The 24,447-nt window shown below is 62.5% G+C and carries 31 protein-coding genes; 22 read left to right on the top strand and 9 right to left on the bottom strand.

From position 1 onward, the window contains the following. Window positions 1-81 precede the first annotated feature (81 nt). The 7 genes from uvrB to EN808_RS04095 all read left to right on the top strand — a co-directional run bounded on the left by uvrB (window position 82) and on the right by EN808_RS04095 (window position 7,716). Window positions 82-3,159, top strand: coding sequence for an excinuclease ABC subunit UvrB (gene uvrB / locus EN808_RS04125; RefSeq protein ID WP_135915264.1), 3,078 nt, complete (start codon window positions 82-84; stop codon window positions 3,157-3,159). A gap of 276 nt (window positions 3,160-3,435) precedes the next feature. Beyond that, entirely contained in the window at window positions 3,436-4,341 is a 906-nt protein-coding gene (locus EN808_RS04120; protein ID WP_127279688.1) for a DMT family transporter, read from the top strand. A gap of 251 nt (window positions 4,342-4,592) precedes the next feature. After that, window positions 4,593-6,119, top strand: coding sequence for an ABC-F family ATP-binding cassette domain-containing protein (locus EN808_RS04115; RefSeq protein ID WP_135915201.1), 1,527 nt, complete (start codon window positions 4,593-4,595; stop codon window positions 6,117-6,119). Window positions 6,120-6,248: 129 nt separating this feature from the next. Next, window positions 6,249-6,530: a type II toxin-antitoxin system RelE/ParE family toxin gene (locus EN808_RS04110; RefSeq protein ID WP_135856120.1), complete on the top strand. Its 282-nt coding sequence runs from the start codon at window positions 6,249-6,251 to the stop codon at window positions 6,528-6,530. A 13-nt stretch (window positions 6,531-6,543) separates the two neighbouring features. Continuing rightward, window positions 6,544-6,843 carry a HigA family addiction module antitoxin gene (locus EN808_RS04105; RefSeq protein ID WP_127278412.1) on the top strand — a complete coding sequence of 100 codons (300 nt, stop codon included), beginning with the start codon at window positions 6,544-6,546 and terminating at the stop codon, window positions 6,841-6,843. A 120-nt stretch (window positions 6,844-6,963) separates the two neighbouring features. After that, window positions 6,964-7,146: a hypothetical protein gene (locus EN808_RS04100; protein ID WP_135915200.1), complete on the top strand. Its 183-nt coding sequence runs from the start codon at window positions 6,964-6,966 to the stop codon at window positions 7,144-7,146. Window positions 7,147-7,299: 153 nt separating this feature from the next. Then, entirely contained in the window at window positions 7,300-7,716 is a 417-nt protein-coding gene (locus tag EN808_RS04095; protein WP_127278410.1) for a glyoxalase/bleomycin resistance/extradiol dioxygenase family protein, read from the top strand. Between the two features lie 251 nt (window positions 7,717-7,967). Here the strand turns inward: EN808_RS04095 and EN808_RS04090 are convergent, their stop codons facing one another. Further along, a complete protein-coding gene (locus EN808_RS04090; RefSeq protein ID WP_127278409.1) occupies window positions 7,968-9,602 on the bottom strand; it encodes a sulfotransferase in 1,635 nt (544 codons plus the stop codon). Window positions 9,603-9,803: 201 nt separating this feature from the next. Continuing rightward, window positions 9,804-10,022: a hypothetical protein gene (locus tag EN808_RS04085; RefSeq protein WP_127869747.1), complete on the bottom strand. Its 219-nt coding sequence runs from the start codon at window positions 10,020-10,022 to the stop codon at window positions 9,804-9,806. A gap of 366 nt (window positions 10,023-10,388) precedes the next feature. Here EN808_RS04085 and EN808_RS04080 point away from each other — a divergent pair, with 366 nt between their 5' ends. From EN808_RS04080 to EN808_RS04065, 5 genes are all read left to right on the top strand, one after another. Continuing rightward, complete coding sequence (locus EN808_RS04080; RefSeq protein WP_135881196.1) at window positions 10,389-10,658, top strand: hypothetical protein; 270 nt, start codon at window positions 10,389-10,391, stop codon at window positions 10,656-10,658. Continuing rightward, the gene (locus EN808_RS04075; protein WP_127278406.1) at window positions 10,655-10,903 is read left to right on the top strand and encodes a hypothetical protein; all 249 of its coding nucleotides are present in this window, start codon (window positions 10,655-10,657) and stop codon (window positions 10,901-10,903) included. Before EN808_RS04080 ends, EN808_RS04075 begins: the two co-directional genes overlap by 4 nt. 47 nt (window positions 10,904-10,950) lie before the next feature. After that, complete coding sequence (locus tag EN808_RS36200; RefSeq protein ID WP_189524054.1) at window positions 10,951-11,088, top strand: hypothetical protein; 138 nt, start codon at window positions 10,951-10,953, stop codon at window positions 11,086-11,088. A 94-nt stretch (window positions 11,089-11,182) separates the two neighbouring features. Further along, window positions 11,183-11,401: a hypothetical protein gene (locus EN808_RS04070; RefSeq protein ID WP_127278405.1), complete on the top strand. Its 219-nt coding sequence runs from the start codon at window positions 11,183-11,185 to the stop codon at window positions 11,399-11,401. Window positions 11,402-11,486: 85 nt separating this feature from the next. Beyond that, window positions 11,487-12,104: an NAD(P)H-dependent oxidoreductase gene (locus EN808_RS04065; protein ID WP_127278404.1), complete on the top strand. Its 618-nt coding sequence runs from the start codon at window positions 11,487-11,489 to the stop codon at window positions 12,102-12,104. A 40-nt stretch (window positions 12,105-12,144) separates the two neighbouring features. Here the strand turns inward: EN808_RS04065 and EN808_RS04060 are convergent, their stop codons facing one another. Further along, a complete protein-coding gene (locus EN808_RS04060) occupies window positions 12,145-12,543 on the bottom strand; it encodes a Kazal-type serine protease inhibitor (RefSeq protein WP_135915199.1) in 399 nt (132 codons plus the stop codon). Window positions 12,544-13,123: 580 nt separating this feature from the next. Here EN808_RS04060 and EN808_RS04055 point away from each other — a divergent pair. The 3 genes from EN808_RS04055 (at window position 13,124) to EN808_RS04045 (ending at window position 14,496) form a co-directional block, all read left to right on the top strand. Beyond that, the gene (locus EN808_RS04055; protein WP_006202520.1) at window positions 13,124-13,336 is read left to right on the top strand and encodes a cold-shock protein; all 213 of its coding nucleotides are present in this window, start codon (window positions 13,124-13,126) and stop codon (window positions 13,334-13,336) included. Between the two features lie 320 nt (window positions 13,337-13,656). Continuing rightward, complete coding sequence (locus tag EN808_RS04050; RefSeq protein WP_008877668.1) at window positions 13,657-13,869, top strand: cold-shock protein; 213 nt, start codon at window positions 13,657-13,659, stop codon at window positions 13,867-13,869. Between the two features lie 192 nt (window positions 13,870-14,061). Continuing rightward, window positions 14,062-14,496, top strand: coding sequence for a BA14K family protein (locus EN808_RS04045; RefSeq protein WP_127869750.1), 435 nt, complete (start codon window positions 14,062-14,064; stop codon window positions 14,494-14,496). 102 nt (window positions 14,497-14,598) lie between these two features. On the opposite strand, the gene EN808_RS04040 is transcribed toward EN808_RS04045, so the two are convergent. From EN808_RS04040 to EN808_RS04030, 3 genes are all read right to left on the bottom strand, one after another. Continuing rightward, window positions 14,599-15,237: an MBL fold metallo-hydrolase gene (locus tag EN808_RS04040; protein ID WP_127278401.1), complete on the bottom strand. Its 639-nt coding sequence runs from the start codon at window positions 15,235-15,237 to the stop codon at window positions 14,599-14,601. Window positions 15,238-15,374: 137 nt separating this feature from the next. Next, window positions 15,375-15,692 (bottom strand): hypothetical protein, encoded by a 318-nt coding sequence (locus EN808_RS04035; protein WP_127278400.1) that lies wholly within the window; start codon window positions 15,690-15,692, stop codon window positions 15,375-15,377. A gap of 145 nt (window positions 15,693-15,837) precedes the next feature. Beyond that, the gene (locus tag EN808_RS04030; RefSeq protein ID WP_127869751.1) at window positions 15,838-16,731 is read right to left on the bottom strand and encodes a branched-chain amino acid aminotransferase; all 894 of its coding nucleotides are present in this window, start codon (window positions 16,729-16,731) and stop codon (window positions 15,838-15,840) included. A 261-nt stretch (window positions 16,732-16,992) separates the two neighbouring features. On the opposite strand from EN808_RS04030, the gene EN808_RS04025 reads away from it, so the two are divergent. From EN808_RS04025 to EN808_RS04005, 5 genes are all read left to right on the top strand, one after another. Next, window positions 16,993-17,526: a MarR family transcriptional regulator gene (locus EN808_RS04025; protein WP_167531318.1), complete on the top strand. Its 534-nt coding sequence runs from the start codon at window positions 16,993-16,995 to the stop codon at window positions 17,524-17,526. Beyond that, entirely contained in the window at window positions 17,513-18,232 is a 720-nt protein-coding gene (locus tag EN808_RS04020) for a response regulator transcription factor (protein WP_127869752.1), read from the top strand. Before EN808_RS04025 ends, EN808_RS04020 begins: the two co-directional genes overlap by 14 nt. Before the next feature lie 100 nt (window positions 18,233-18,332). After that, complete coding sequence (locus EN808_RS04015) at window positions 18,333-19,748, top strand: ATP-binding protein (RefSeq protein WP_127279699.1); 1,416 nt, start codon at window positions 18,333-18,335, stop codon at window positions 19,746-19,748. 259 nt (window positions 19,749-20,007) lie between these two features. Next, window positions 20,008-21,030: a glycosyltransferase family 1 protein gene (locus EN808_RS04010; protein ID WP_135867475.1), complete on the top strand. Its 1,023-nt coding sequence runs from the start codon at window positions 20,008-20,010 to the stop codon at window positions 21,028-21,030. Window positions 21,031-21,202: 172 nt separating this feature from the next. Then, window positions 21,203-22,093: a hypothetical protein gene (locus tag EN808_RS04005; RefSeq protein WP_245525029.1), complete on the top strand. Its 891-nt coding sequence runs from the start codon at window positions 21,203-21,205 to the stop codon at window positions 22,091-22,093. A 24-nt stretch (window positions 22,094-22,117) separates the two neighbouring features. Here EN808_RS04005 and EN808_RS04000 read toward each other — a convergent pair whose 3' ends face one another. From EN808_RS04000 to EN808_RS03990, 3 genes are all read right to left on the bottom strand, one after another. Further along, window positions 22,118-22,477: a tRNA-binding protein gene (locus tag EN808_RS04000; protein WP_127869754.1), complete on the bottom strand. Its 360-nt coding sequence runs from the start codon at window positions 22,475-22,477 to the stop codon at window positions 22,118-22,120. A 16-nt stretch (window positions 22,478-22,493) separates the two neighbouring features. Then, window positions 22,494-22,994: a YbjN domain-containing protein gene (locus EN808_RS03995; RefSeq protein WP_027143347.1), complete on the bottom strand. Its 501-nt coding sequence runs from the start codon at window positions 22,992-22,994 to the stop codon at window positions 22,494-22,496. Window positions 22,995-23,312: 318 nt separating this feature from the next. Continuing rightward, window positions 23,313-23,615: an accessory factor UbiK family protein gene (locus tag EN808_RS03990; RefSeq protein ID WP_127280606.1), complete on the bottom strand. Its 303-nt coding sequence runs from the start codon at window positions 23,613-23,615 to the stop codon at window positions 23,313-23,315. Window positions 23,616-23,775: 160 nt separating this feature from the next. Here EN808_RS03990 and EN808_RS03985 point away from each other — a divergent pair, with 160 nt between their 5' ends. Both EN808_RS03985 and EN808_RS03980 read left to right on the top strand, forming a co-directional pair. Continuing rightward, complete coding sequence (locus EN808_RS03985; protein ID WP_127869755.1) at window positions 23,776-24,033, top strand: type II toxin-antitoxin system ParD family antitoxin; 258 nt, start codon at window positions 23,776-23,778, stop codon at window positions 24,031-24,033. Continuing rightward, window positions 24,030-24,332, top strand: a complete 303-nt coding sequence (locus tag EN808_RS03980) for a type II toxin-antitoxin system RelE/ParE family toxin (RefSeq protein WP_210212434.1) — start codon at window positions 24,030-24,032, stop codon at window positions 24,330-24,332. The genes EN808_RS03985 and EN808_RS03980 overlap by 4 nt, the downstream gene beginning before the upstream one ends. Window positions 24,333-24,447: the final 115 nt, after the last annotated feature.

Raw genomic sequence — 24,447 nt, 5'->3', positions numbered from 1 at the left:
TCTGTCAGGAGCATGACGCGCCCGCCGGCCAGCCTTCATCGCGCTCTTTCCATTTTCGCCAAGACCTCCCATATTCGGGACATGGCCAAATCCCCCGATAAAAGAACGCCGCCGACGGCGGATGACGACCGCGCCGCGCCGAAGCGGCGCAGCCCGCTGACCGATTTCCTCGACGCGTCCGAGCCGCTGCACAAGGGCGGCTTCGCCGAGATGCCGCAGGCTGAGCTGACGGGCACGCCGCTAACCGGTTCGATCGCGGATTGGGCCGAGCAGATCGAACAGGAGGCTGAACGGGAAGGCCGCGCCGCGGGCAAAGGCGGCGGCGCCAAGTCGCCGAAGAAGATTCCAGAGCGCTCCGCGGCGCCGGGCCGCACCGCGCGCGGCACCTCGATGGGCGGCGCCGCGTCGGCCCGCGAACGCACGGCGGCCGGCCTCAATCCGGTCGCCGGGCTCGACATCTCGCTGGAAGAAGCCGAGACGATGTCGTCCAGTGGCGTCACCGCCACCGTGGCAGCGCTCTCGGCTCTGATCGAATCCGGCAATCCGCTGCACAAGGACGGCGTGCTGTGGACGCCGCACCGCCCTGCCCGGCCGGAGAAATCCGAAGGCGGCATCGCCATCAAGATGGTGTCGGACTTCGAACCGGCGGGCGACCAGCCGACCGCCATCAAGGATCTTGTCGAAGGCGTCGACAACAGCGACCGCACGCAGGTGCTGCTCGGCGTTACCGGATCCGGCAAAACCTTCACCATGGCCAAGGTGATCGAGGAGACGCAGCGCCCTGCCTTGATCCTGGCCCCCAACAAGACGCTGGCCGCGCAGCTCTATTCCGAGTTCAAGAAATTCTTCCCCGACAATGCGGTGGAGTATTTCGTCTCCTACTACGACTATTACCAGCCGGAAGCCTACGTTCCGCGCACCGACACCTTCATCGAGAAGGAATCCTCGATCAACGAGCAGATCGACCGCATGCGCCATTCGGCGACGCGTTCGCTGCTCGAGCGCGACGACGTCATCATCGTCGCCTCGGTGTCCTGCATCTACGGTATCGGGTCGGTCGAGACCTATACGGCGATGACCTTCCAGATGCAGATCGGCGACCGGCTCGACCAGCGCGCCCTGCTCGCCGACCTCGTCGCCCAGCAGTACAAGCGCCAGGACATCAATTTCGTGCGCGGCTCGTTCCGCGTGCGCGGCGACACGATCGAAATCTTCCCCGCCCACCTGGAAGACCGCGCCTGGCGCATCTCGATGTTCGGCGACGAGATCGAGGCGATCACCGAATTCGACCCGCTGACCGGCCAGAAGACCGGCGAGCTGAAGAGCGTCAAGATCTACGCCAATTCGCACTATGTGACGCCGCGCCCGACGCTCAACCAGGCGATCAAGTCGATCAAGGAAGAGCTCAAGCACCGGCTGGTGGAACTCGAGCGCGCCGGCCGGCTGCTTGAAGCGCAGCGGCTGGAACAGCGCTGCCGCTTCGACCTCGAAATGCTGGAAGCCACCGGCTCCTGCGCCGGCATCGAGAACTATTCGCGCTATCTCACAGGCCGCCAGCCTGGCGATCCGCCGCCGACTTTGTTCGAATACATTCCCGACAACGCGCTGGTCTTCATCGACGAAAGCCACGTCACCGTGCCGCAGATCGGCGGCATGTATCGCGGCGACTTCAGGCGCAAGGCGACACTGGCCGAATACGGCTTCCGCTTGCCCTCCTGCATGGACAACCGGCCGCTGCGCTTCGAGGAATGGGACGCCATGCGGCCGCTTTCGGTTGCCGTTTCGGCGACGCCGGGCGCCTGGGAAATGGAGCAGGCCGGCGGCGTCTTCGCCGAGCAGGTCATCCGCCCGACCGGCCTGATCGATCCGCCGGTCGAAGTGCGCCCGGCCAAGAGCCAGGTCGACGACGTCGTCGGCGAAATCCGCGAGACGACGGCCGCCGGCTACCGCACGCTGGTCACCGTGCTGACCAAGCGCATGGCCGAGGACCTGACCGAATACCTGCACGAGCAGGGCGTGCGCGTTCGTTACATGCATTCCGACATCGACACGCTGGAGCGCATCGAGATCCTGCGCGACCTGCGCCTCGGCGCCTTCGACGTGCTGGTCGGCATCAACCTGCTGCGCGAAGGTCTCGACATTCCCGAATGCGGCTTTGTCGCCATCCTCGATGCCGACAAGGAAGGTTTTTTGCGTTCGGAGACATCGCTGATCCAGACCATCGGGCGCGCTGCCCGCAATGTCGACGGCAAGGTCATCCTCTACGCCGACCAGGTCACCGGCTCGATGGAACGGGCGATGGCCGAGACAAACCGTCGCCGCGAAAAGCAGATGGAGTGGAACGCCGCCAACGGCATCACGCCGGAATCGGTCAAGTCTCGGATCTCCGACATTCTCGACTCGGTCTACGAGAAGGACCATGTCCGCGCCGATATCTCGCAGTTCACCGACGGCGCCGGCGCCATGATAGGCAACAATTTCAAAGCCCATCTCGACGCGCTGGACAAGCAGATGCGCGACGCCGCCGCCAATCTCGACTTCGAGAAGGCGGCCCGCATCCGCGACGAGATCAAGCGGCTGCGCGAGATGGAACTGTCGATCTCCGACGATCCGCTGGCGCGCGAGGTGGAAGGCCAAAGTCCGGCCTCGGGCCGCGAAAAAGGCAAGCACAACAAGGGCGTGGCCAAGCATCGTACGGCTGAGGAACAGGAGCGGTTCCGCAAGCTCGACCAGGCACGTGCCGCCGAAGAGGCGGCCAAGGCCGCCCGGCCCAACCTCTTCCGCAAGCCCGATCTCGACGAGATGGGCGCCGGCGGCGCCGTACCGGTGAAGAAGCCGCTGTTCGCCAAGCCGTCGCTGGACGATATGGGCCCCGGTACCGACATGCCGACCCCGTCAGGCGCGGTGTCGCGCTCGCTGTTCAAGAAGCAGTCGGCCGAAGAGGCGCACGGCTCCGATTTCGGCATCCCGGGCGACGCGACCAAACCGCTGTTCAAGAAGAACTCACTCGACGAAATGACCGTGCGGCGCACGGAGACGCCGATCGAAGGCGAGAAGCCGGTCAAGCGCGAGCGCACCGGCATCGGCTCCTACGAGGACCCAGGCGACGCCCGCCGCGAAAAGCGCCGGCCTGGCAAGACAGGCAGACCGGGAAAGTAGCGATCCTTCGCGCCCCCTCTGTCCTGCCGGACATCTCCCCCACGAGGAGATCGGATATCATCTTTGCTTTCGCCAATCTCCAACGTCGCGGAATGAGCGAGGCGCACAAGCTGCCAATCTCCCTCCTTGTGGGGGAGATGTCCGGCAGGAGGGGGGCGCTGTCCCTCCATCATAGATCAGCTCTTCTTGGCACCTTGCCAGTCATGGGACGAACCTATACGGGCCTTGGCATTGGCTCCTCCGCTCGGAAACCAAACTCCCGCACGGCCCACCCCCATGAAACCCAGAGACATCGCCGCCTACATCTTCCTGGCCGTCACGTGGGGCCTGTCCTTTCTGGTCCTGCTCAAGGTGGTGCACGCATTCGGCTGGGTCGGCGCGGTCACCTTGCGCGCGCTGATTGCCGGCAGCACGCTCTTTCTGCTTGCCGCCGCGACGCGGCGACGGCTGGATTTCAGCGCCGGCTGGCGGCACTTCGCGGTGGTCGGCGCGACGACCGTCGCCGCTCAGCTGATCGGCCTTTCCTATGCCACGCCGCGCATCGGCACGGCCATGGCGGCCATTCTGGTTGCCGCGATCCCGCTGTTCTCGATGATCATCGGCCAGCTCTGGGGGCTTGAGCGCATCACTGTTCGTGGCCTGGGCGGGCTGCTGCTCGGCGCTGCCGGCATTGTCGTCCTGGTCGGCTTCCCCGCCGTTCCGGTCACCGCATCCTTTGCGACCGGCTGCGCCGCCTCGCTGTTCAGCTCGTTCTCGGCCGCCTTCGGCAGCAATTACGCCAATCGCCATCTGCGCTCGGCCGGCTCGCTGGAACTCACCAGCGCCGCCTTCCTGTTCGGTGGGCTGATGACGCTGCCGCTGCTGCTCGTCGTGCCGGTGCCGGCCATTCCGCGCCCCGTCGACTTCCTTTACCTGGCGATCCTGGCCTGCGTCATGAGCGCATTGACCTATGTCGTCTATTTCCGGCTGGTGGCCTCAATCGGTGCAACCAGGACGATCAGCGTCGAATTCGCCGTGACCACGATCGCCGTGCTGACCGGAACGATCCTGCTCGGCGAGTCGCTGACCGTCATCCAAGGCTTCGGCGCGGTGGCGATCATCTGCGGCTGCATCCTGGTGCTGGACCCCTTCCCGCGCCGCGCGAAAGCGGTGGCCTTGCCATCAGCCCCGCCTTTGGTGTAGCCAGTCGTCACACTCGAACGTCTCGAAAGGAGGGCTCACGTGTTTACGTTTTTTCGTCACCATCGTCAGCGTGGCCCGATTTCTGCCCTGCGAGCTAGCTTGCAGGGCTGACCAGGGACGGTCCGGGTTTTTTTCCCGCTTCGATTTTTTGGTCTGCCCTTCGTGGTGTGCAACGCCTGGCCTGATAGCCGGCACGCGCACCGTCAAAGTGCATTGACCCGGACTTTCCGGACAGACCAGAGAAATCGAAAATGGCCCTGATCAGCCTCAAATCCCTCGGCGTCACCATGAGTGCGCCGCTCTTCTCCAATCTCGACCTCAGCATCGGCACTGGCGACCGGCTCGGCATCGTTGCCGCCAACGGCCGCGGCAAGTCGACCTTGTTGAAATGCCTGACCGGCGAGCTGGAGCCGACAACGGGCGACATCACCCGCACGCGCGGCCTGCGCGTCGGCCATGTCGAACAGTCCGTTGCCCCTGCCCTGCTCGGCAGTACTTTTTACCAGGTGGTGGCGGATGCCTTGCCACCGGAGCAGACCGACAGCGAGATGTGGCGCGTCGACGTGGTCCTCGATTCGCTCGACGTGCCCGAGCCAATGCGCGAGCGGGAGATGCGGGCGCTGAGCGGCGGCTGGCAGCGGCTGGCGCTGATCGCCCGCGTTTGGGTCACCGATCCCGACGTGCTGCTGCTCGACGAGCCGACCAACCATCTCGACCTCGCCCGCATCAGCCAGTTGGAAACCTGGCTCAACGCGCTGCCGCGCGACGTGCCCGTCATCATCGCCAGCCATGACCGCGCCTTCCTCGACGCCACCACCAACCGCACGCTGTTCCTGCGTCCGGAACAGTCGCCGGTGTTTTCGCTACCCTACTCACGGGCCCGGGAAGCGCTGGACGAGGTCGACGCCTCGACCGAGCGAAAATTCCAGCGCGACATGAAAGTGGCGCAGCAATTGCGCCGGCAGGCGGCCAAGCTCAACAATCTCGGCATCAATTCGGGCAGCGACCTGCTGACGGTCAAGACCAAGCAGCTCAACCAGCGCGCGGAAAAGCTCGAAGAGGCAGCCAATCCGGCGCATCGCGAAAAATCGGCGGGCGCGATCAAACTCGCCAATCGCGGCACGCACGCGAAGGTGCTGATCACGCTCGACGACGCGGCGGTGGAAACGCCCGACGGCACGCTGCTGTTCAGGACCGGCAAGCGCCACATCTGCCAGGGCGACCGCATCGTGCTGCTCGGCCGCAACGGCGTCGGCAAATCGCGCTTCGTCACCTTGATCCGCAGCGCCATCCTCGAACAGGATGCGGTGCGCAATGTGAAGGTGACGCCGTCGACCGTGCTCGGCTACAGCGATCAGGCGCTATCCGGCATCAGCGGCGACGACACGCCGCTGGCCATGGTCTCGCGCCGCTACGATGTCGGCGAACAGCGCGCCCGCTCGCTGCTCGCCGGCGCCGGCGTGGTCATCGAGATACAGGAGAAAAGGATCGGTGTGCTGTCGGGCGGCCAGAAGGCGCGGCTGATGATGCTGGCGCTCAGGCTCGCCAATCCCAACTTCTACCTGCTCGACGAGCCGACTAACCATCTCGACATAGACGGCCAGGAAGCGCTGGAGGAGGAGTTGCTGAAGCACCAGGCAAGCTGCCTGCTCGCCTCGCACGACCGCTCCTTCATCCGTGCCGTCGGCAACCGCTTCTGGCTGATCGAGAAGCGGAAGCTGACCGAGGTCGAAGACCCGGAGCGTTTCTTCCGCGAAGTGGCTGAAGGAACCGGCTGAGCGGCGACGAAGATGCATTGCCGATGAAGTTTCAGCCTGTCACTGACAGGGCGCACCTTTGGTATCATGAGACGTACTCTTGATTCCTGAAACGTATCATGTCATGGTACGTCCGTCGGAACCCCACGGATGATTCGCTCGTTCAAGGACAAGACCAGCCAAGCCGTTTCGAACGGCAAGGCTCCAAAGGGCTTCCCTTCGGATCTTGTCCGACCGGCCCAACGGAAGCTGTACATGATCGACAACGCCGCCGAACTGTCAGATCTCAAGACGCCTCCCGGCAACAGGCTTGAGCCGTTGAAAGGCAACCGTGCCGGTCAGCATTCGATCCGCATCAACGATCAGTTTCGCATCTGCTTTCGCTGGGTGGATGGGCAAGCAGAAGATGTTGAAATAACCGACTACCATTGAAGGCAGGTCCCAAATGCTTGATATCAACCCGCCCATCCATCCCGGAGAAATTCTCCGCGAAGAGTATCTCATACCGCTTGGTCTGAAGCCTTACACGCTGGCCAAAAAGCTTCATGTGCCGCGCACGCGCATCGAGCGCCTAGCCAGCGAGACGACACCGGTAACGCCCGATACCGCACTGCGCCTTGCGAAGTTTTTTGGGACCACGCCGCAGTTTTGGATGAACATGCAGGCAAGCTATGACCTCGCCGTCGAGGGGAAGGCCAAGAGAGCCGACCTTGAAACGATCGAACGATTGGAGACTGCTGCCTGACGTAAGGGCGCCGCGCCGGTAACAGAGAAAAAATTCGACAATCTGTCGGATCGCCCGTTGCTGCCTCGTCCTTGGGATGCCGACACGATGATGCCGGCGCCAACCCAGGGAGAAGTCATCATGTCCGTCCTGTCATCCATCGGCGGCATCGCAACCCGGTATGCCGCGGCGCGCGCCCGTCACCGCAGCGAACGCATCCTTTTGTCGCTGCCGGCCGAACTGCGCAAGGATATCGGCTTTCCGGAAATCTTCGATGCCCGCGACAGCCGTCGCGCGGCCACGTCCTCGGCCAAGGTCATATGACCATGGCCAGCCGCAGCATGCACCGGCCTCAAAAGCCGGCCGGTGCCCGATGATCCGGCCGCGGCGAAAAATTTTCGGGCCCTGTAGGATTGGCGTCACCTCATCCGTCCTATGATCCGCAAGGCCATGCCAAACGTGAAGAGGAACACGAGAATGACCGACCAGACCCCGCCCCGCGCCAAAGTACTTGGCGGATTGACCCCCTATCTGCAGGTCAACGGCGCCATCAAGGCCGCCGAATTCTACAAGAAGGCTTTCGGGGCCGAGGAAGTCTTTGCCTATCCGGCGGATGAAAAAGGCCGCACCATGCATATCCATCTCTACATCAACGGCTCGACGCTGATGCTCGGCGACGCCTATCCGGAACACGGCCATCCGCACCAGGCGGCGCAGGGCTATACGCTGCAGCTCCATCTCGGCAAGGATGACATCGACGCCTGGTGGAAACGCGCCGTCGACGCCGGCTGCGAGATCGTCACGCCGCTGCAGGTGATGTTCTGGGGCGACCGCTGGGGCCAGGTGAAGGATCCCTTCGGCGTCGCCTGGGCAATGAACGCACCGACTGAATAAGCTTAGCGTGCGCGCCCTCGCCGAGGGGGATGCGCCCAAACAATCCTATGGCGGAGCAAGGAGCGAAGCGACGCGGCGTAGACCATAGGATCCGTGCCGTAACGTCAAAATATCGGAAACGGCGAAGACTTCTGCCCCGCGGCATTCTTCGATCGAGGTCGCGGCATGGATCCTAGGGTCTTCGCGACGGAGCTTCGCTCCTGCTTCGCCCTAGGATGACGAAGCTGATGGGCATCTCCGCGACCCGCTCGCTAATCCAGCTTGTCGAGCAGCGGCTTCAGCCGGTCGCCGTAGCGCTTCCACAAATCGACCGAGCCCTGGTACATCGGCTGGCGCACCTGCGCGGCGGATGCCGTGCGCACCGGCCGGTCGGTCGCGTGGAACGACAGCACGGCATCGTCCCATGGCAGGCCGAGATAGTCGATCAGCGCCCGGCTCTGGCCTTCCTGGTCGGCGACGAAGTCCTCGTAGCGCACATCGTGCACGACGCCGGGCAGCACCTTGTGCCAATGCGCCATTATGTCGGTATAGAGATTGTGGAAATCGGCGAGTTCGCCGAGGTCATAGCCATAGCGGTGGCTGTCGCCGCGGAAATGCACCTTGTAGATCGACAGGCATGTCGCCGCCGCATCGCGGGCGCAGTGGATGATCCTGGCCTTCGGCAGCATCATGCGGATGAAGCCGACGAGCAGGAAGTTGCCCGGCATCTTGTCGGTGACGTGGCGCATATGCGGATAGCGGGCATGCAGCATGTCGAGATAGGCCTGCCCCGCCTCGGCGAAATCGGTATCGTCGGTGTCGGCCACGCCCCAGGGGAAGCCGCCCGGCATGTCCGACGGAAACTGCCTGCCGACCGCCGTCTTCAGGATGCTGAGCTCGCCCGCGCCATAAACCTGGGGGTGGCTGGCGATGATCTGTTCGACCAGCGTCGTGCCCGAACGCGGCATGCCGACGATGAAGATCGGCGCATCGTCGGTGATCGGGCTCGGCCTGTGCTTCTCGAAGAAGCCGGCATCGAACACGGTCTTCATCGCCTCGAATTCGGCACGCGTCTTCACCGGATCATAGTCGATGCCCTTGCGGCGGATGGCATTGCCCTCGGCGAAGTAGTCGAAGGCCTTGCCGTAATCCTTGAGATCGTCATTGGCCTTGCCGAGGCCAAACGACAGCTGCATGCGTGCCAGGCTGTCCTGGGGCGCCTTGGCGTGCTGCGCCTCCATACCGGCCAATTCGGCATCGCGCTCCTTCTGGCGCTTGACCTGCGTCAGCATCAGCCATGCGCGGGCCATGCCGGGCTGGATCGCCACCGCTTGCCGGAACAGGTCTGTCGCCTCGCCGAGCTTGCCCTTCTCCATCAGCCCGACGCCCAGCCCGTGCAACAGGTCGGCATCCTTGGGGCGAATGGTCAGGGCCTCCTGGAAGACAGCCAGTGCCTCGTCGAGGCGTCCGGCTTCCTGCAGGGTTTCGGCAAGCCCGATGCGCGCGCGCACGTGGAATGGATTGCGCTGCACTGTGCCGCGATAGATGTCCTCGGCCTCCTCGAACCGGCCGATCTGCTTCAGCGACGAACCGAGATTGTCGCGCGCCGCGAGCTGCTCCGGCCGCAGGTCCACCGCGCCGCGGAAGAAATCGATCGCCGCCGTGACGCGGCCGAGATCGCGCATCACCGTGCCGAGATTGTTGAGGAAGTCGGGGTTCGTCGGCTGCAGCTGAACCGACTGCTCCAGGAAATCCATGCCTTCTTCGCTGCGCCCGGTCTGGTGCAGCAGCAAGCCGAGGAAATGCGCCGCGGCCGCGTGTTTGGGCTGACGCGCCAGCACCTGCCGGTAGATCGCCTCGGCCTCCTGCCGGCGCCCGGCCTGATGCAGTTGCAGCGCCTGCTGCACATACTGGTCGAGGCCCAGCGGCGGCCGTCCTCCGGCGCCAGACTTGGCCGCGCCAGACGTAGCTCCCGCACCCGCCGCTCTTCTCTGATCTCTGTTGATGGGACACCTGCCGTGTTTTCGCGCCTGCCCGCGATCTAGGCCATCGGCGCGGCACGTTCAAGGCTTTGCTTGGTTCTGTGCCCTACATCGCCGCGAAAGCGGTCAGATCAGGCGGTTGGTCTCGGCAACCTGCCTGGCCCGCCTGACGGTGCCGTCGGTGTCGGAGATCGTACGCCTTGCCGCCTCGTCGCTTCTGATGGTCAGCCGCGCCGACTGGACGGCCATCGGCTTTCCAGCGGCGCCATTGGCGTATGTGGCGATTGGCTTGACGATCGGATTGATCGCCACCGTCTTCCCTTTCGAGGTTCTGACTGAAACCATGATTTTATCCTTTTCAGAAAAAATAAAAAGTACGGGCGTCAAGGAAAAACTCGGCGTGTTTCCAAGAAACTTTTAGAAATATCTTGAACCATAACGGAATTGTTCGAAAGTTTATAGAGGTCTATTTTTCTATCCGAGGCGGGTAATTCAACAATTCTTCTTGAAGAGAGCGCAAAGTTGAGCTATATGGGAGATATCGTTTGGGCCAGAATTGGCATCTCGCGGCGTCGGAGGTTTTCGACCCGCCAATCTCATTCCAAATTGCCGGTACCGGACGCGCGGCACATTCGTCGTGTCCCCACTTTTTTGCTCTCAGACCGCTGTTTACGTGACGCCATGAGGCGGGGAAATATCAAGGCCAGGACAATGCCGGACCGCACCACCCGCTCCATCGCCCATTTCACCGCACCGTTCGTGCTCGGTGGCCTGGAAGGACAACTGCCGGCTGGCGACTACGACATCGATCACGACGAAGAGTTGATCGATGGCATGTCGCGGCTTGCCTGGCGCCGCATCGCCACCTTCATCCATCTGCCGGCAAGGGCGATGAACAACCCGCCCACCAGCCAGCTTGTCGCCATCGACTACATGGACCTCGAAACCGCGCTGATGCGCGACCGGGAGAATGCAGCATGATCCGTTTCCAACAGAATGCGCGTCCGCGCACCGACACGCCCTCGCATCTCTTCGCCATCGGCCAGACCGTGCGCATGAAAAGCCGGACCGGCCTGCTCAGCAAGACCGCGGAACTGTTCGAGATCAAGAGCAGGCTGCCGGTCAAGGACGGTTCCCCGCAATACCGTATCCGCAGCGAGCAGGAGACCCACGAACGGGTCACCACGGAAGACAATCTCGAACTGGCCGACAATCCGGTCACCTGAGCGGAAAGCCAGCCGACACGCCCAGCCAACGCGCATCAGGAGCAGTCATGTCCAAGGGTCAGCAGCGAAGCAATCGCGAGGTGCGCAAGCTGAAGAAGGACAAGGTGGTGGCCAAGCCTGCCTCCCCGTTCGGCTCGTCGGTCAAGCAGGCGGAGAGCGGCTTGAAGCCGAAGTCCAAGGGTTGATAGCCCGAGCGGCGCTGAGTGCGCACACCCGCTGCCGTGAGCAGACAATGGACTGACGCAACATGCTCACGCAATATTCCGCCCGGAGGCTTGCTTGAACTTTGTAATCGAATTCTACCGGTCGCGCGACACCGAGGAAGCGACGCTCGACAAGGTGTCGCTGGAGGCGCCGACCCTGCGTGCGGCGCTGCAATGCGCCACCGCGCTGTTCCACAGCCTGTCCATGCCGCAAACCCCCGACCGCCTGCGCATTTCCGACGAGCACGGCAGCGAGTTTTATGCAGGACCCGCCGATGGGGCGTATCCTGCCTAGGCAGCCATGTTTGGATCTCGCCCGCCGCGCAACCGCAAGCGCCTTGTGACGTTGAGCGTGCACAACCCTATGCAGGAGTTCCGCAATGCCCCTTGCCGCCTTTGCCATCAATTGTTCGCTGAAAGCTTCCGGCGACAAGGAAAAATCGTCCACGGACAAGATCATCGCCGATCTGCTCGCAGCGCTCAAACCGCATGGCGTGAAGGGCGAGGTCGTGCGGGCTGTCGATCACGACATCAAGCCCGGCGTGCTCTCCGACATGGGCAAGGGCGACGACTGGCCTGGCCTGCGAGAAAAGATTGTCGCCGCCGATATCTTCATCCTCGGTCTGCCGATCTGGTTGGGCCAGCCGTCAAGCATCGCCAAGCGCGTCATGGAACGCATGGACGCCTTTCTCGACGAAACCGACGACAAGGGCCGCATGCCGGCCGCCGGCAAGGTGGCGCTGGTGGCGATCGTCGGCAACGAGGACGGCGCGCATCACTGCCACGCGGAATGCTTCCAGGCGCTGAACGACGTCGGCTTCACCATCCCCGCCAATGGCGGCGTCTACTGGGTCGGTGAAGCCATGGGCGACGTCAACTATGTCGACCTGCCGAAGACTCCCGACAAGGTCGCCGAAGCCATCGAAATGGCGGCTTCAAACGCCGCTCATCTGGCCGGCCTGCTCAGGACCAAGGCTTATGTCGGCGTGGAAGAATAACTGCAATTTCCGCTTCTTCGACAAGGAGGGAAGGTAGTTCTCAGCACGGCCCTTCGCCGACGATGCGATAGTCCGAGGCGCGGGCCTCGCAGGCGTTGGGGAAGGTGCGCATCTCGCCATGCCGGCGGCCGCACACCGGCGCGTATTCGCGGGTGCAGAAGGCCTGCTGGCCGCCACCAACACCACCATCGCGGCAGGGGCCATCGCGCACAATGCGGTAACCCGCCCTGTCGGCAAGGCAGGCATTGGCGAAGGTCTGGCGATCGTCGCCGCGCCGGGCGCAGACCGGCTCGTACTGCTTGGTGCAGAATTGCGGTTCGGGGCGCGGCGGACGCGGGCGCGGTCCGTCATCGACGACGACCGTACAGGCGGCAAGAATTGCCGACAGGAACAGGACGCTAAAACCCTGCCGTGAAAAGATTGCCGCAAGTAACTTCATGATCGTCTCTCCCTCGATCCCCGTCCGGTGCATACCGCCCAAGACTGCCTGGCGGTTCGCTGACAATGATATCGCTCAAAACAAGATTTAGATCAGTCGCCAATGGCATGATCCTCGCCATTCCACTGTCGATTGCAACCCCGCCCGCGGCCTCTATCGGGAAATGACAGCGGGATCGGTCGGGTCCGCCGCGTCGCCGGCAATCATCGCTTCTGGCCCATGCATGACCGGGGCTGTGGGCCGATGACCCCTCGGCCAACGAAGCCTATCTGCGGCCGGTCGACGCTTTGATCGGTCGATTTATGCGTCGGGATGCGCCCATGGCGGCGGCCCGCGGCGCTATCTTGCAACCTTCACGTTTCCGTGCGATAAATTCTGTGTTCGGGCATTTGCGACCCGGAGAGCGGAACGTTTTGGACGACCTTTCCCCGATACTGTGAATCTCTGACGGCCCCGTTTTTCGGCGGGGGGTTTGACCATGCGCCAATGCATGACTGCCGAAAGCAACCACCAGGAACTGCCCTCGACGCCAGGTGGCGGGCAGGACCACCAAGACTGAACGGGTGAAGGAGTTTCCCCAATGGCCCAGACCGGCACCGTTAAATTCTTCAATGCAACCAAAGGCTTCGGTTTCATCACGCCCGACGGCGGCGCCAAGGACGTGTTCGTCCACATTTCAGCGATCGAGGCCTCGGGCCTGCGCACGCTCGTCGACGGCCAGAAGGTCACCTTCGACGTCGAGCCGGACCGCATGGGCAAGGGCCCGAAAGCGGTCAACCTGCGCGCAGCCTGAGCGATCGGCGCACCGCACGTCCCAGGCGGATGAGCGAACGAGGAGCTTGACCAGCACCTGGGCAGGCAGACAGATTTTTGAAAGGCGCGGCGGTTTTCGCCGCGCCTTTTTCATGTCAGCAGTGCAGCATGAACGCATGTTACCGGCAAGTTCATCCGGGTTCCGGCCAATGACGCGCATCATAACAAGCACTTAAAGCGCGGCGGGCTTTAAGTGCCCGCAAAACTTTCTCTTGCCGATGACGCTAAAATAAAGGACAAATTTCCTCTCGGGCATTTGCCGGCCCGAGACTGGAGTTTATGGGATCAAAGGAGCTTCCCATGCCGCAGACCGGCACCGTCAAATTCTTCAACCATGCCAAGGGCTTCGGCTTCATCACACCGGATGATGGCGCGAAGGATGTCTTCGTGCATATTTCGGCCGTGCAGGCGTCGGGTCTTCCCGGTCTCGAAGATGGGCAGAAAGTGACATTCGACACCGAGCCGGACAAGCGCGGCAAGGGACCCAAGGCCGTCAACCTGTCGGTCGGCTGAGCCGGCTTCGGACGACGCCGGCTCCGGCAGGTCAGGTCCGCGCCCCGAGGGTGCGGCTGTTGATGCCGTGAAAGAATGCGCGTGGTCAAAATTTCGTTCAGCCCCCGTTCAGCCACGGTCTCATATTAGTCACTGGTAAAGCCGGACCGTATCCCCTGCAGACCTGCACGGCCCGGTACGAAGGAGACCAAGATGAACCGCATTTTCAAGACAGCCGTGCTGTCCGCCGCCGTGGTCGCCACCACGCTGGGGACCTTTTCGGCAGCCAATGCCGATGACTGGCGCCGTTGGCACCATCACGGCCATGGCAATGGCGACGCTGTGGCAGCCGGCGTTCTCGGCCTTGCCGCCGGCGCGCTGATTGGTGGCGCATTGGCCAATGACCGGCCGCCGCCCGATTCCGACCGTTATTACGATGACGGTTACTACGATCGTCAGGTGCTCGTGCGCCCGGCTCCGGTCCGCCGCTACTATGTGGAACCGCAGGTGGTCTATGCCGACCGCTACGCCGAACCCTGGACGCGCGGCTGGTACGAGTATTGCTCGGATCGCTACCGCACCTTCAATTCCCGCACCGGCACCTTCACCGGCAGCGACGGCGAACAGCATTTCTGCACCGCCAACTGAGGCTTCCCTGCCCCAGACAAAAAGCGCTGACCGCAAGGCCGGCGCTTTTTTGTTGTCGGCTTGTTGGGCTTTCGAACCCAGGGCGGTCCAGACCTCATTCATTCAGGTCAAAAACGGATTGGTCCGCCGTTCCTCGCCGAAGCGCCCGCCGGGGCCATGGCCGCAAATGAAGCCGATGTCGTCGCCGAGCGGCAACAGCTTGTCCTTGATCGAGGCGATGAGTGCCGCATGGTCGCCGCCCGGCAGGTCGGTGCGGCCGACCGAGCCGCGAAACAGCACGTCGCCGACATGGGCGAATTTGGCGGCGCGGTTGTAGTAGACGACATGGCCGGGCGCGTGGCCGGGGCAATGCAGCACCTCGAACACATGGCCGCCAAACGACACAGTTTCCCCTTCTGCAAGGAACCGGTCGGGCACGCAATTGCGCACGCCGTCGATGCCGTAGCGCCTGCCCTGGTTTTCCAGATTGTCGAGCAGCATCTTGTCGGCTTCATGCGGGCCGATGATCTCGATGCCGAGCGCCTCCTTCAACTCCATGGCGCCGCCGGCATGGTCGATATGGCCATGCGTGATCCATATCGCTTCGGCGGTGATCGCATTGTCCTTCAACACCGCCAGCACCTTGTCGATGTCGCCGCCGGGATCGACCACCACGCCGTGCTTGTCGTCCATGTCGAACAGGATGGTGCAGTTCTGCTGGAACGGAGTGACCGGCACGATACCGGCATTGAGCTGACCCATGATCGTCCTTTCGCTGTGTCAGCGATCATGTAGAGGCATCGGCCAAGACCGTCCACGTCCGGAAGGTCAAACAGTGCGTGTCCAAAAAGAAATGGGCGGCCGAAGCCGCCCATTCTGCCAGCCCGAGATTGGCAGGCTTACTTTTTCATGGCGCCCATGACCGCGCCGAGAATGCCGGTCAGGATCGCGCCGCCGCCTGCGCCACCGACGATGTTCTGCAGGTTGAGCGCGCTGCCCAGGCCGCTGGTGGCCGCCGCGGCTGCGTCAGGAGTGATCGCGCCACCGCCGAGCAGGCTGCCGAGGATCGCCGCGCCGCCGACGCCGCCGATGGCTCCGCCCAGGATTTTGGGAAGCTGACCCATCGCCGCCGTCTTGATCGCCGCGCCGACCGCCTGACCACCGATAATGCCTGTAATGATCTGAATGATGATCGGAAGAAGCGTGTTCATGTCCATATGATTAGTCCCTCCATAGCTGCCAGCCTCCCGGGCCGACACCATCATGAGACGCCGAATTGGACGAAAGTCAAATGCACAAACGCTTAAATAAAAGGGGCGGCCTGAAAACCGCCCCTGCTTGCGAGAAAAGCTGTGACTATCGTTATTCTGCGGCAATCGCATGCTTGGGTTGAACGGCCATAGAATAGTCGTTCATGAGATTCTTGGCGATCTCGCCGACCTCGAATCGGTAAGGGCCGATCTCCGAAACCGGGGTTACTTCCGCTGCCGTTCCGGTCAGGAAGCATTGCTCGAAGCCTTCCAGTTCTTCCGGCAGGATGGCGCGCTCGATGACCTCCAGGCCGCGATCCCTGGCCAGGCCAATGACCGTGCGGCGGGTGATGCCGTCGAGGAAGCAGTCGGGCTTGGGCGTGTGGATCTTGCCGTCCTTGACGAAGAAGATGTTGGCGCCGGTCGCTTCCGCGACCTGGCCCCGCCAGTCGAGCATCATGGCGTCGGCGTAGCCCTTGGCCTCGGCGGCATGCTTGGACATGGTGCAGATCATGTAGAGGCCGGCGGCCTTCGACCGCGACGGCGCCGTGCGCGGGTCGGGCCGGCGCCATTCCGCCACATCGAGACGGATGCCCTTCAGCTTCTGCGCCGGATCGAAATAGCTCGGCCACTGCCAGATGGCGATGGCGACGTTGATGCGGTTGTTTTGCGCCGAAACGCCCATCTGCTCGCTGCCGCGCCAGGCGATCGGCCTGACATAGGCGTCCTGGAAGCCCTGCTTCTTCAGGAGCGTGGTCGAGGCGTCGTTGAGCTCGGCCACCGAATAGGGAATCTTGAAGCCGAGCAGGCGCGCTGATTCATGCAGCCGCTCGGTATGTTCGTTGAGCTTGAAGATCTCGCCGCCATAGGCGCGCTCGCCCTCGAAGACCGCGCTGGCGTAGTGCAGGCCATGGGTCAGCACGTGGATCTTGGCGTCTCCCCACGGGACGAACTCGCCATTCATCCAGATGAAGCCGTCCAGTTGATCGAAAGGAACGGATGCCATGGTAACCTCCCGCGGACAACGGCCCGCATATCTCAGTGTCGTTGCGTGTTCTTTTTTGGCCGCGCCAGGTGATTGGAGACGCCGGCCGGTGTCTCGAAGCGTAAGCGGATAATCGCGCCCTGGCAAACTCAGGAAGTTCCGGAAAAACCGGCCTGCCTTGCCTTTTCGTTCGCAATCCGCCCAAAAGCTTGTCAAAAATTACCATTGCAGGGAAATTACGTCAATAGTACTGACATAATCTCCCGTTCCCATGGAGAAATGATGACGGATAAAAGCCCAGCTGCCGGAAAACCGATCAGGACCGCGATCACCAGCGAGGACGGCATCGACTTCGCCATCATCGAACTCTTCTTCTTCGCCTATCGCGACTTCACCTCCGATCCCGATCAGATCCTGGCCGATTACGGCTTCGGCCGCGCCCACCACCGCGTGCTGCATTTCGTCAACCGCCGGCCGGGCCTGACCGTCGCCGAACTGCTCGACGTGCTGAAGATAACCAAGCAGAGCCTGGCGCGTGTGCTCAAGCAATTGATCGACACCGATCACGTCGTGCAGTTGCAAGGCCCGCGCGACCGCCGCCAGCGCGAACTTTATCCAACGGCCAAGGGCCGCGCGCTGGCGCTGGCGCTGGCGCGGCCACAGTCGCGCCGCATCCATGCTGCATTGGAAGATTCCGGCGCCGCCGAACGGACCTTGGTGGAACGCTTCCTCGAAGCGATGGTCAATCCGGAACTGAGAGCTCAGATCGACGTTGGGTCCGCAAAAATGTCAGGAAAAAGCCATGGAGAGCACTGAGAGGATCGACCAGGCGGCCGCACCGGACGACGACGCACCGCATCTGCTCGTGGTCGACGACGACACCCGTATCCGCAATCTTCTCAAGCAGTATCTGACCGAAAACGGCTTTCGCGTCACCGTCGCCGGCAATGCCGGCGAGGCCCGCCGCAAGCTCGCCGGTCTCGACTTCGACCTGCTTGTGCTCGATGTCATGATGCCGGGTGAAACCGGCGTCGACCTGACAAAGTCGTTGCGCGCCGAAAAGAATGTGCCGATCCTGATGCTGACGGCCCTGTCGGAGACCGACAGCCGCATTTCCGGGCTCGAGGCCGGCGCCGACGACTATTTGCCAAAGCCCTTCGACCCGCGCGAGTTGATCCTGCGCATTAACAACATCTTGCGCCGGGGCGGCCCGGCGGCGACGCCCAAGGTCGAACAGTTGGTGTTCGGTCCCTACACATTCCAGATCGCCAGGCGCGAACTGAAGCGCGGCGGCGAAGCGCTTAAGCTGACCGACCGCGAACAGGAGATCCTGGCGATCTTCGCCGCGCGCGCCGGCGAAACCATCCCCCGCCACGAGCTGGTCGGTGACGATTCGGAAGTCGGCGAGCGCACCATCGACGTCCAGATCAACCGGCTGCGCCGCAAGATCGAGCGCGATCCGTCCAACCCGGTCTGGCTGCAGACCGTGCGCGGTATTGGGTATCGGCTCAGCGTGGAATAGAATGCCGGCGGCGGCTCAAGTGCATGATCCCGAAAACTGGGAACCGGTTTTCGGAAAGATTATGCTCCAACAAAGAGTTAGCCGCGGATGAAAAGAGCCAATGGCGACCACGGAACTGGAACAGCCGGACAATGACGGCCTGAGCGCACGCGCCACGCGGACGTTCAAGGCGGTGCCGCGCATCTGGAACCGGTTCTGGCGTCTCGTTTCGCTTTACATGCCCAAGCGCCTCTATGCGCGGTCGTTGATCATCGTCATCGCGCCGATGATCCTTTTGCAATCGGTCGTCGCCTTCGATTTCATGGAACGTCACTGGGCAACCGTGACGCAACGCCTGTCGCAGGCCACCGTGCGCGACATCGCCGCCATCATCGACCTGATCGAGACCTATCCGCACGACGCCGACTACGCCAACATCATCCGCATCGCGCAGGACCGCATGCAGCTCAAGGTCGACCTCCTGCCGCCCGATCCGTTGCCGCCGCCCGGTCCAAAACCGTTCTTCTCGATCCTCGACGATGTTCTCTCCGCCGAAATTACCCGCCAGATCAACCGCCCATTCTGGATCGACACGGTCGGCAATTCCAACATCGTCGAGGTCCGCGTCCAGCTCGAAAACAAGGTGCTGCGCGTCTTCGTGCGGCGCAGCCAGGCCTATGCCTCCAACACCCATATCTTCCTGATCTGGATGGTCGGTACCTCGCTGGTGCTTCTGATGATCGCCATCCCCTTCCTGCGCAACCAGATCCGGCCGATCTTGGCGCTTGCCGAGGCCGCCGAGAGCTTCGGCAAGGGCCGGCCGATGCCGCGCGATTTCCGCCCGCGCGGGGCCGAGGAGGTGCGCCGCGCCGGCTTTGCCTTCATCCAGATGCGCGAGCGCATCGAGCGCCAGATCGAGCAGCGCACGGCCATGCTGACCGGTGTGAGCCATGATCTCAGAACCATCCTCACCCGCTTCAAGCTGCAGCTGGCGCTGGCCGGCGGCAAGGCCGAGACCAAGGCGGCGCTGGACCAGGATATCGAGGACATGCAGTCGATGCTGGAAGGCTATCTCGCCTTTGCCCGCGGCGAGGCCTCGGAGGATCCGGGACGGTTCGATCTCGAAGCCTATTTCCAGAAGCTCGGCGAGGAAGCGGGTTTGCGCAAATGCAAGCTGTCGACGACGCTTTCCGGCGATCCGACCGTGCATGTGCGGCCGAACGCCTTCGCGCGGCTCTTGTCCAACGTCATCGGCAATGCCTTCCGCTATGCCAAGACGGTGGAGGTCACCGCCAATCATGGCCGCGGCTCGCTTCTGGTCACCATCGACGACGACGGCCCGGGCATTCCTCCTGACAGGCGGGAAGACGTCTTCAAGCCCTTCGTGCGGCTCGACGAGGCCCGCAACCTCGATGCCAGCGGCACCGGGCTCGGCCTGTCGATCGCCCGCGACATCGCCCGCAGCCATGGCGGCGACATCACGCTCGACGACAGTCCGATGGGCGGCCTGCGCGCCGTGATCAAGGTTCCGGCCTGATTTCTATTTGACTAACTGAGTATGATCTTGCCTGAAAAACGGTTTCGACTTTCCGGGGGCGCGGTCTGCTTCATCCGCCCGTCATGAAACCATGGTCAAGAGCGCGCATGAAGCGCGCGACCGCACTTGATTCGTCCTTGCCGCCTCACTTCGACCCCGTGCCCGCCAGGGTGCGCTGGAGCGAAGCGAGGGCGGCCGCATGGTCGCCGTTCCGGTATCGTTTCAAGGCAACCGCAGACCTCCGAAGCAAAGGGCCGCCATGCGCATATTGATGGTCACCGACGCCTGGCGCCCGCAAGTCAACGGCGTCGTCCACACGCTGGAGCGGCTCACCGAGACTCTGAAGTCCTTCGACGTCGCGGTCGAGTTCCTGACCCCGAACATCTTCCGCACCCTGCCCTTGCCGACCTACCCCGACATCCGCCTGGCGCTGACCACGCCCGGCCATGTCGCGCGCCTGATCGACGGCTACAAGGCCGACCATATCCACATCGTCACCGAAGGGCCGCTGGGCATCATGGCGCGGCGCTATTGCCGCAATGCCGGCCGGCCGTTCACCACCAGCTATCACACCCGCTTCCCCGAATATCTCAGTGCCCGCCTGCCGGTGCCGGAGAGCTGGGCCTATCGCTGGCTGCGCGATTTCCACAATTCAGGCCAGGGCACGCTGGTCGCCACCCAGTCGCTCGCCGACGATCTTGCCGCGCGTGGCTTCAACAGGTTGAGGCCGTGGACGCGCGGCGTCGACACCGATCATTTCCGGCCAGACAAAAGGAAGGACCTCGGTTTCCCCGGACCGGTTTTCCTGTGCGTCGGCCGAGTCGCCATCGAAAAGAACCTCTCCGCCTTCCTCGATCTCGACCTGCCCGGCAGCAAGGTGATCGTCGGCGAAGGTCCCGAGCTTGCCAAGCTCAAGGCGAAATATCCGAAGGCGCATTTCCTCGGCCATCGTCCCAATGACGAACTGGCCGAAATCTATGCCTCGGCCGACGTCTTCGTCTTCCCCAGCCGCACCGACACCTTCGGCAACGTCATCATCGAGGCGCTGGCCAGCGGCACGCCGGTCGCCGCCTATCCGGTGACCGGGCCGATCGACATCGTCGGCGACGGTTTTGGTGGCGCGGTGTCGAACGATTTGCGCGAGGCGGCGCTTACCGCACTCAACGTCAGCCGCGACCAGGCCCGCGAGCGCGCCATGCGCTACAGCTGGAAGGCCTGCGCGGAAATGTTCCTCGACGCGGTTGAGGAAGCATTGGGAACGACACGCAAGCTGGCGGCCTGATAGAGCCGGCGCATAGGATGCGGTGAAGTTCAGGTCAGGTCAAACACGCTCCTTGCGAGAGCTGTGCGACAGTTGCTTGCGGTGCATTATTCGGTGTGTGTAGTTCGTTGCGGGATTGACGCCGATTTCTACGCTGGACGACGTGCCTGCAGTATCATCGAAGCGTCGCGTCTTGCGCGTCGGCAAGACCGTTGCGAGGGTGTTCGGCTATTGCCGCGCGAATGCCTGGCCGCTCTTCGTGGCCGCCTGGTTTCCCTGCTTTCTGACAACGCTTTGTCTGGCGGTGCTTGCTCTTGTTCTTTTTGCCGATCCGGGGAAGGCGCCAACCTGGCTTCTATCGCGGGGCTTTGACCCCAGGACTTGGCTTTCCGCGATTGTCGCCGCGCCGTTCTCGGCGATGGTCCTTGCGTTCGTTCTGGACCGTATGGGAAATGCGCCCGAGGATGGCCGGGTCGTCGTTCGGCGCGGCATTGAGAGTGTCAAGCGCTTCGCTATCTCGGGCGTGCGCTTTGAGCTCGACCGGCGGATTCTTTTGGCCGCCCTGCTTCTCGCAGTCATCCAGCTGTTTTGCGGCTTTGCGGTCGCCGGCGAGCACAGACTGCTTTTTGCCGGCCTGATGGCCACACATGACCTGCCGCTCCGCCCCGAGGACGTCGCGCCTTGGGTGTCGGCGATGGGCGCCTTCAACCTCCTCGCGGGTGGTTTCGTCCTTGGCTGGACATATCTGTTTGTCGGCGATTTTCTGTGGACGGGATCGTTTGATCCAATCGGCTGCTGGCGTGCGCTGGACGGCAATCTTCTGCGTTTCACCGCCATAATGTTCATCGTTCTGGCAATAGTTGCCATACTCAAATATGGACTGGCCCTGGCCGGAGCTTTGGTCCTGATTCCCGCGGATGGCGCGTCGCCTTCCTTCTTGACCCTTATTATGATCCATTTCGGACTGGCCTGGCCGTTCGACGTCCTGCATCTCGTGCTCTCAGCCGCAACGGTCGGAACCATTCTCGGCGCGTTCCGGCCCCGAGCTGTCGCTTCAATCCAGCCGGCTGCAGCACCACCATGATGACGCTTGCCGGGGCTTCCTGATCTAGAATAGCCGCCCGCCGTCCGGCACCTTGCGTTCGATGGCGCCCAACACCACGGCGCCCTCTTCATCGGGAAAACCGAGCGTCAGCACTTCCGACATGAACGGGCCGATCTGGCGCGGCGGGAAATTGACCACCGCGAACACCTGGCGGCCGATCAACGTTTCCGGCGTATAGTATTTGGTGATCTGCGCCGACGACTTCTTGACGCCGATGGCGGCGCCGAAATCGATCTTCAGCTTGAAGGCAGGCTTGCGCGCCTCCGGAAACGGTACGGCCTCGATGATCGTGCCGGCACGGATGTCGACACGATCGAAATCGGCGAAGCTGATTTCGGGCTTGCGCTCGTTGCTTGAACTCATCTCGAACGCGTCTTGCTCAGGCGTTGCCGAAGGTCTCGAACAGCACGCCGGCGAGCGCGTCCTTGGCCGAGGTTCCCGACCAGACGACGAACTGGAAAGCCTGGAAGTAGCACTCGCAGGCTTCCAGTGCCGAGGACAAAAGCACCTCGACCTGCTGGCTCGAGGGTTCGACCCCGCCGGCAAGCAGCAGCGACTGGCGGAACATGATGGCGCCTTCCTGCTCCCAGAGGTCGAAATGGCCGAACAGCATCTGTTCGTTGATCAGCGACAACAAACGCATCACTTCCAGCGTGCGGGTTTCCGGCACCTTGATGTCGAAGGCGCAGGCCAGATGCAGCGCCTCGAAATCTTCCATCCACGAGAAGGAGACGTGATAGTCGGTCCAGCTGCCGGCAACCGAGATCGAGATTTCGTCGTCGCCGGCCCGTTCGAAGGACCAGTCATTGTTGTGGGCCACCTGCTCGATCACATCCACGGGATGGATTTCGCGGGAAAATTCGAGTTCGAGAAGTTCCATGGAATGCTTCCTGTGTTCAGGGGAGCGCCACACGCTCCGCGGGGCACACACGACGAACAATCTTGTCTAGAACTCGGACGGCCGGGACTTCTCAACGCAAAGACCCCAGACCGGACCCCACCGCCCGGCGGCATGACCCTGCTCCGAATCATGCAACAAATTCAGTCTATTGATCGGGAGTCGCGTGAACAGCCCAATTTTTCGCACTGCGTCATTCGCATGTGGAAAGGTGCCTGTCACAAAGAGTCACGCAATGCCGGTAAGCGATTCACGGCAAAGCGATTTTCAGGCTGGTGCTTTGTGGAAAAGTTTAACGAATTATTTTTTCGGCTTGGGCTTCGCCGGAGCCGCAGGTGTGGCCTGACCGGTCAGTTCGGCGATCCTGGCCTCGAGCGCCTCGATGCGCTCGGCAAGCCTGCCGTTCTCTTCTCTCGCCTTGGCGGCCATCTCGCGCGCGGCCTCGAACTCCTCGCGCTGCACGACATCCATGGAGTTGAGGATGCGCTCCGCCTGGCCCTTGAAGGCCGTTTCCACCTCGCGCCGCACACCTTGAGCGGCACCGGCGGCATCGGTCATCAGCTTGGCGAATTCATCGAGAATGCGGTTCGGTCCGGTCGACATGGCAAATCCTCGCTTGCTTGATTTGAGTTAGTGGTGCTGCGCGCCGAATGCAAGAACGTTGAGGCCGGTGCGGCATCACGTCGGCGCCAACCTCCCAAACGACTGGTAAGTCGCGCCAATAACTATTATTGTTTTGGAGGGAATATGCAGGAGCACCACCATGGCCATTAGCGCGGATTTGGGCACCCGGCTCGAAGACATCGTCAACCAGCTTGTCAACACAGGGCGCTACAACTCGAAGAGCGAAGTGCTGCGCGAAGGTGTTCGCCTCGTCGAAGAGCGCGAGAAACGCCTTGCGGCTCTCGATGCGGCTCTCGCCAAAGGCCTTTCAGACGCTGATGCTGGGCGCGTAAAGGCGGTTGACGAAGTGTTTGACCGCTTGGAGGCCAAGTACAAGGCAATGGCAGCCAAAAAGTGAAGCGGCTGGTCTTAACCGATCAGGCGGAGGCGGACCTTGAAGCCATTGGCGATTATATCGCGATGGACAACCCATTTCATGCCGTGACATTCGTGCAGGAATTGCGCCACGATTGTATGGAATTGCGCACCATGCCGGAGCGATATCCACTCTTTGAACACCATCGATCTTCCGGCATTCGGCGGCGTCCTCACGGCAACTATCTGATTTTCTATCGCGTTGGCGTAGAAACCGTTGAGATATTGCACATCCTGCACGGCTCAATGGACCTTAGAGCAATTCCGTTCCCGGATAACTGACGGATCGATACCCGAGCATGGACCGGCTTTCGAACGGCTCCTTCTGTACGGCATGGCGTCAATTCGCGTAGTGTGCTGTTTTTCTCACGACCTGCATCGAGCATGAGTCGCTTCC

Origin of the sequence: Mesorhizobium sp. M8A.F.Ca.ET.165.01.1.1 (genome assembly GCF_004792065.1) — a bacterium.
GTDB lineage: Bacteria > Pseudomonadota > Alphaproteobacteria > Rhizobiales > Rhizobiaceae > Mesorhizobium.
The sequence above is the reverse complement of the archived record's forward strand: the minus strand, read 5'-3'. Positions and strand labels throughout refer to the sequence as shown.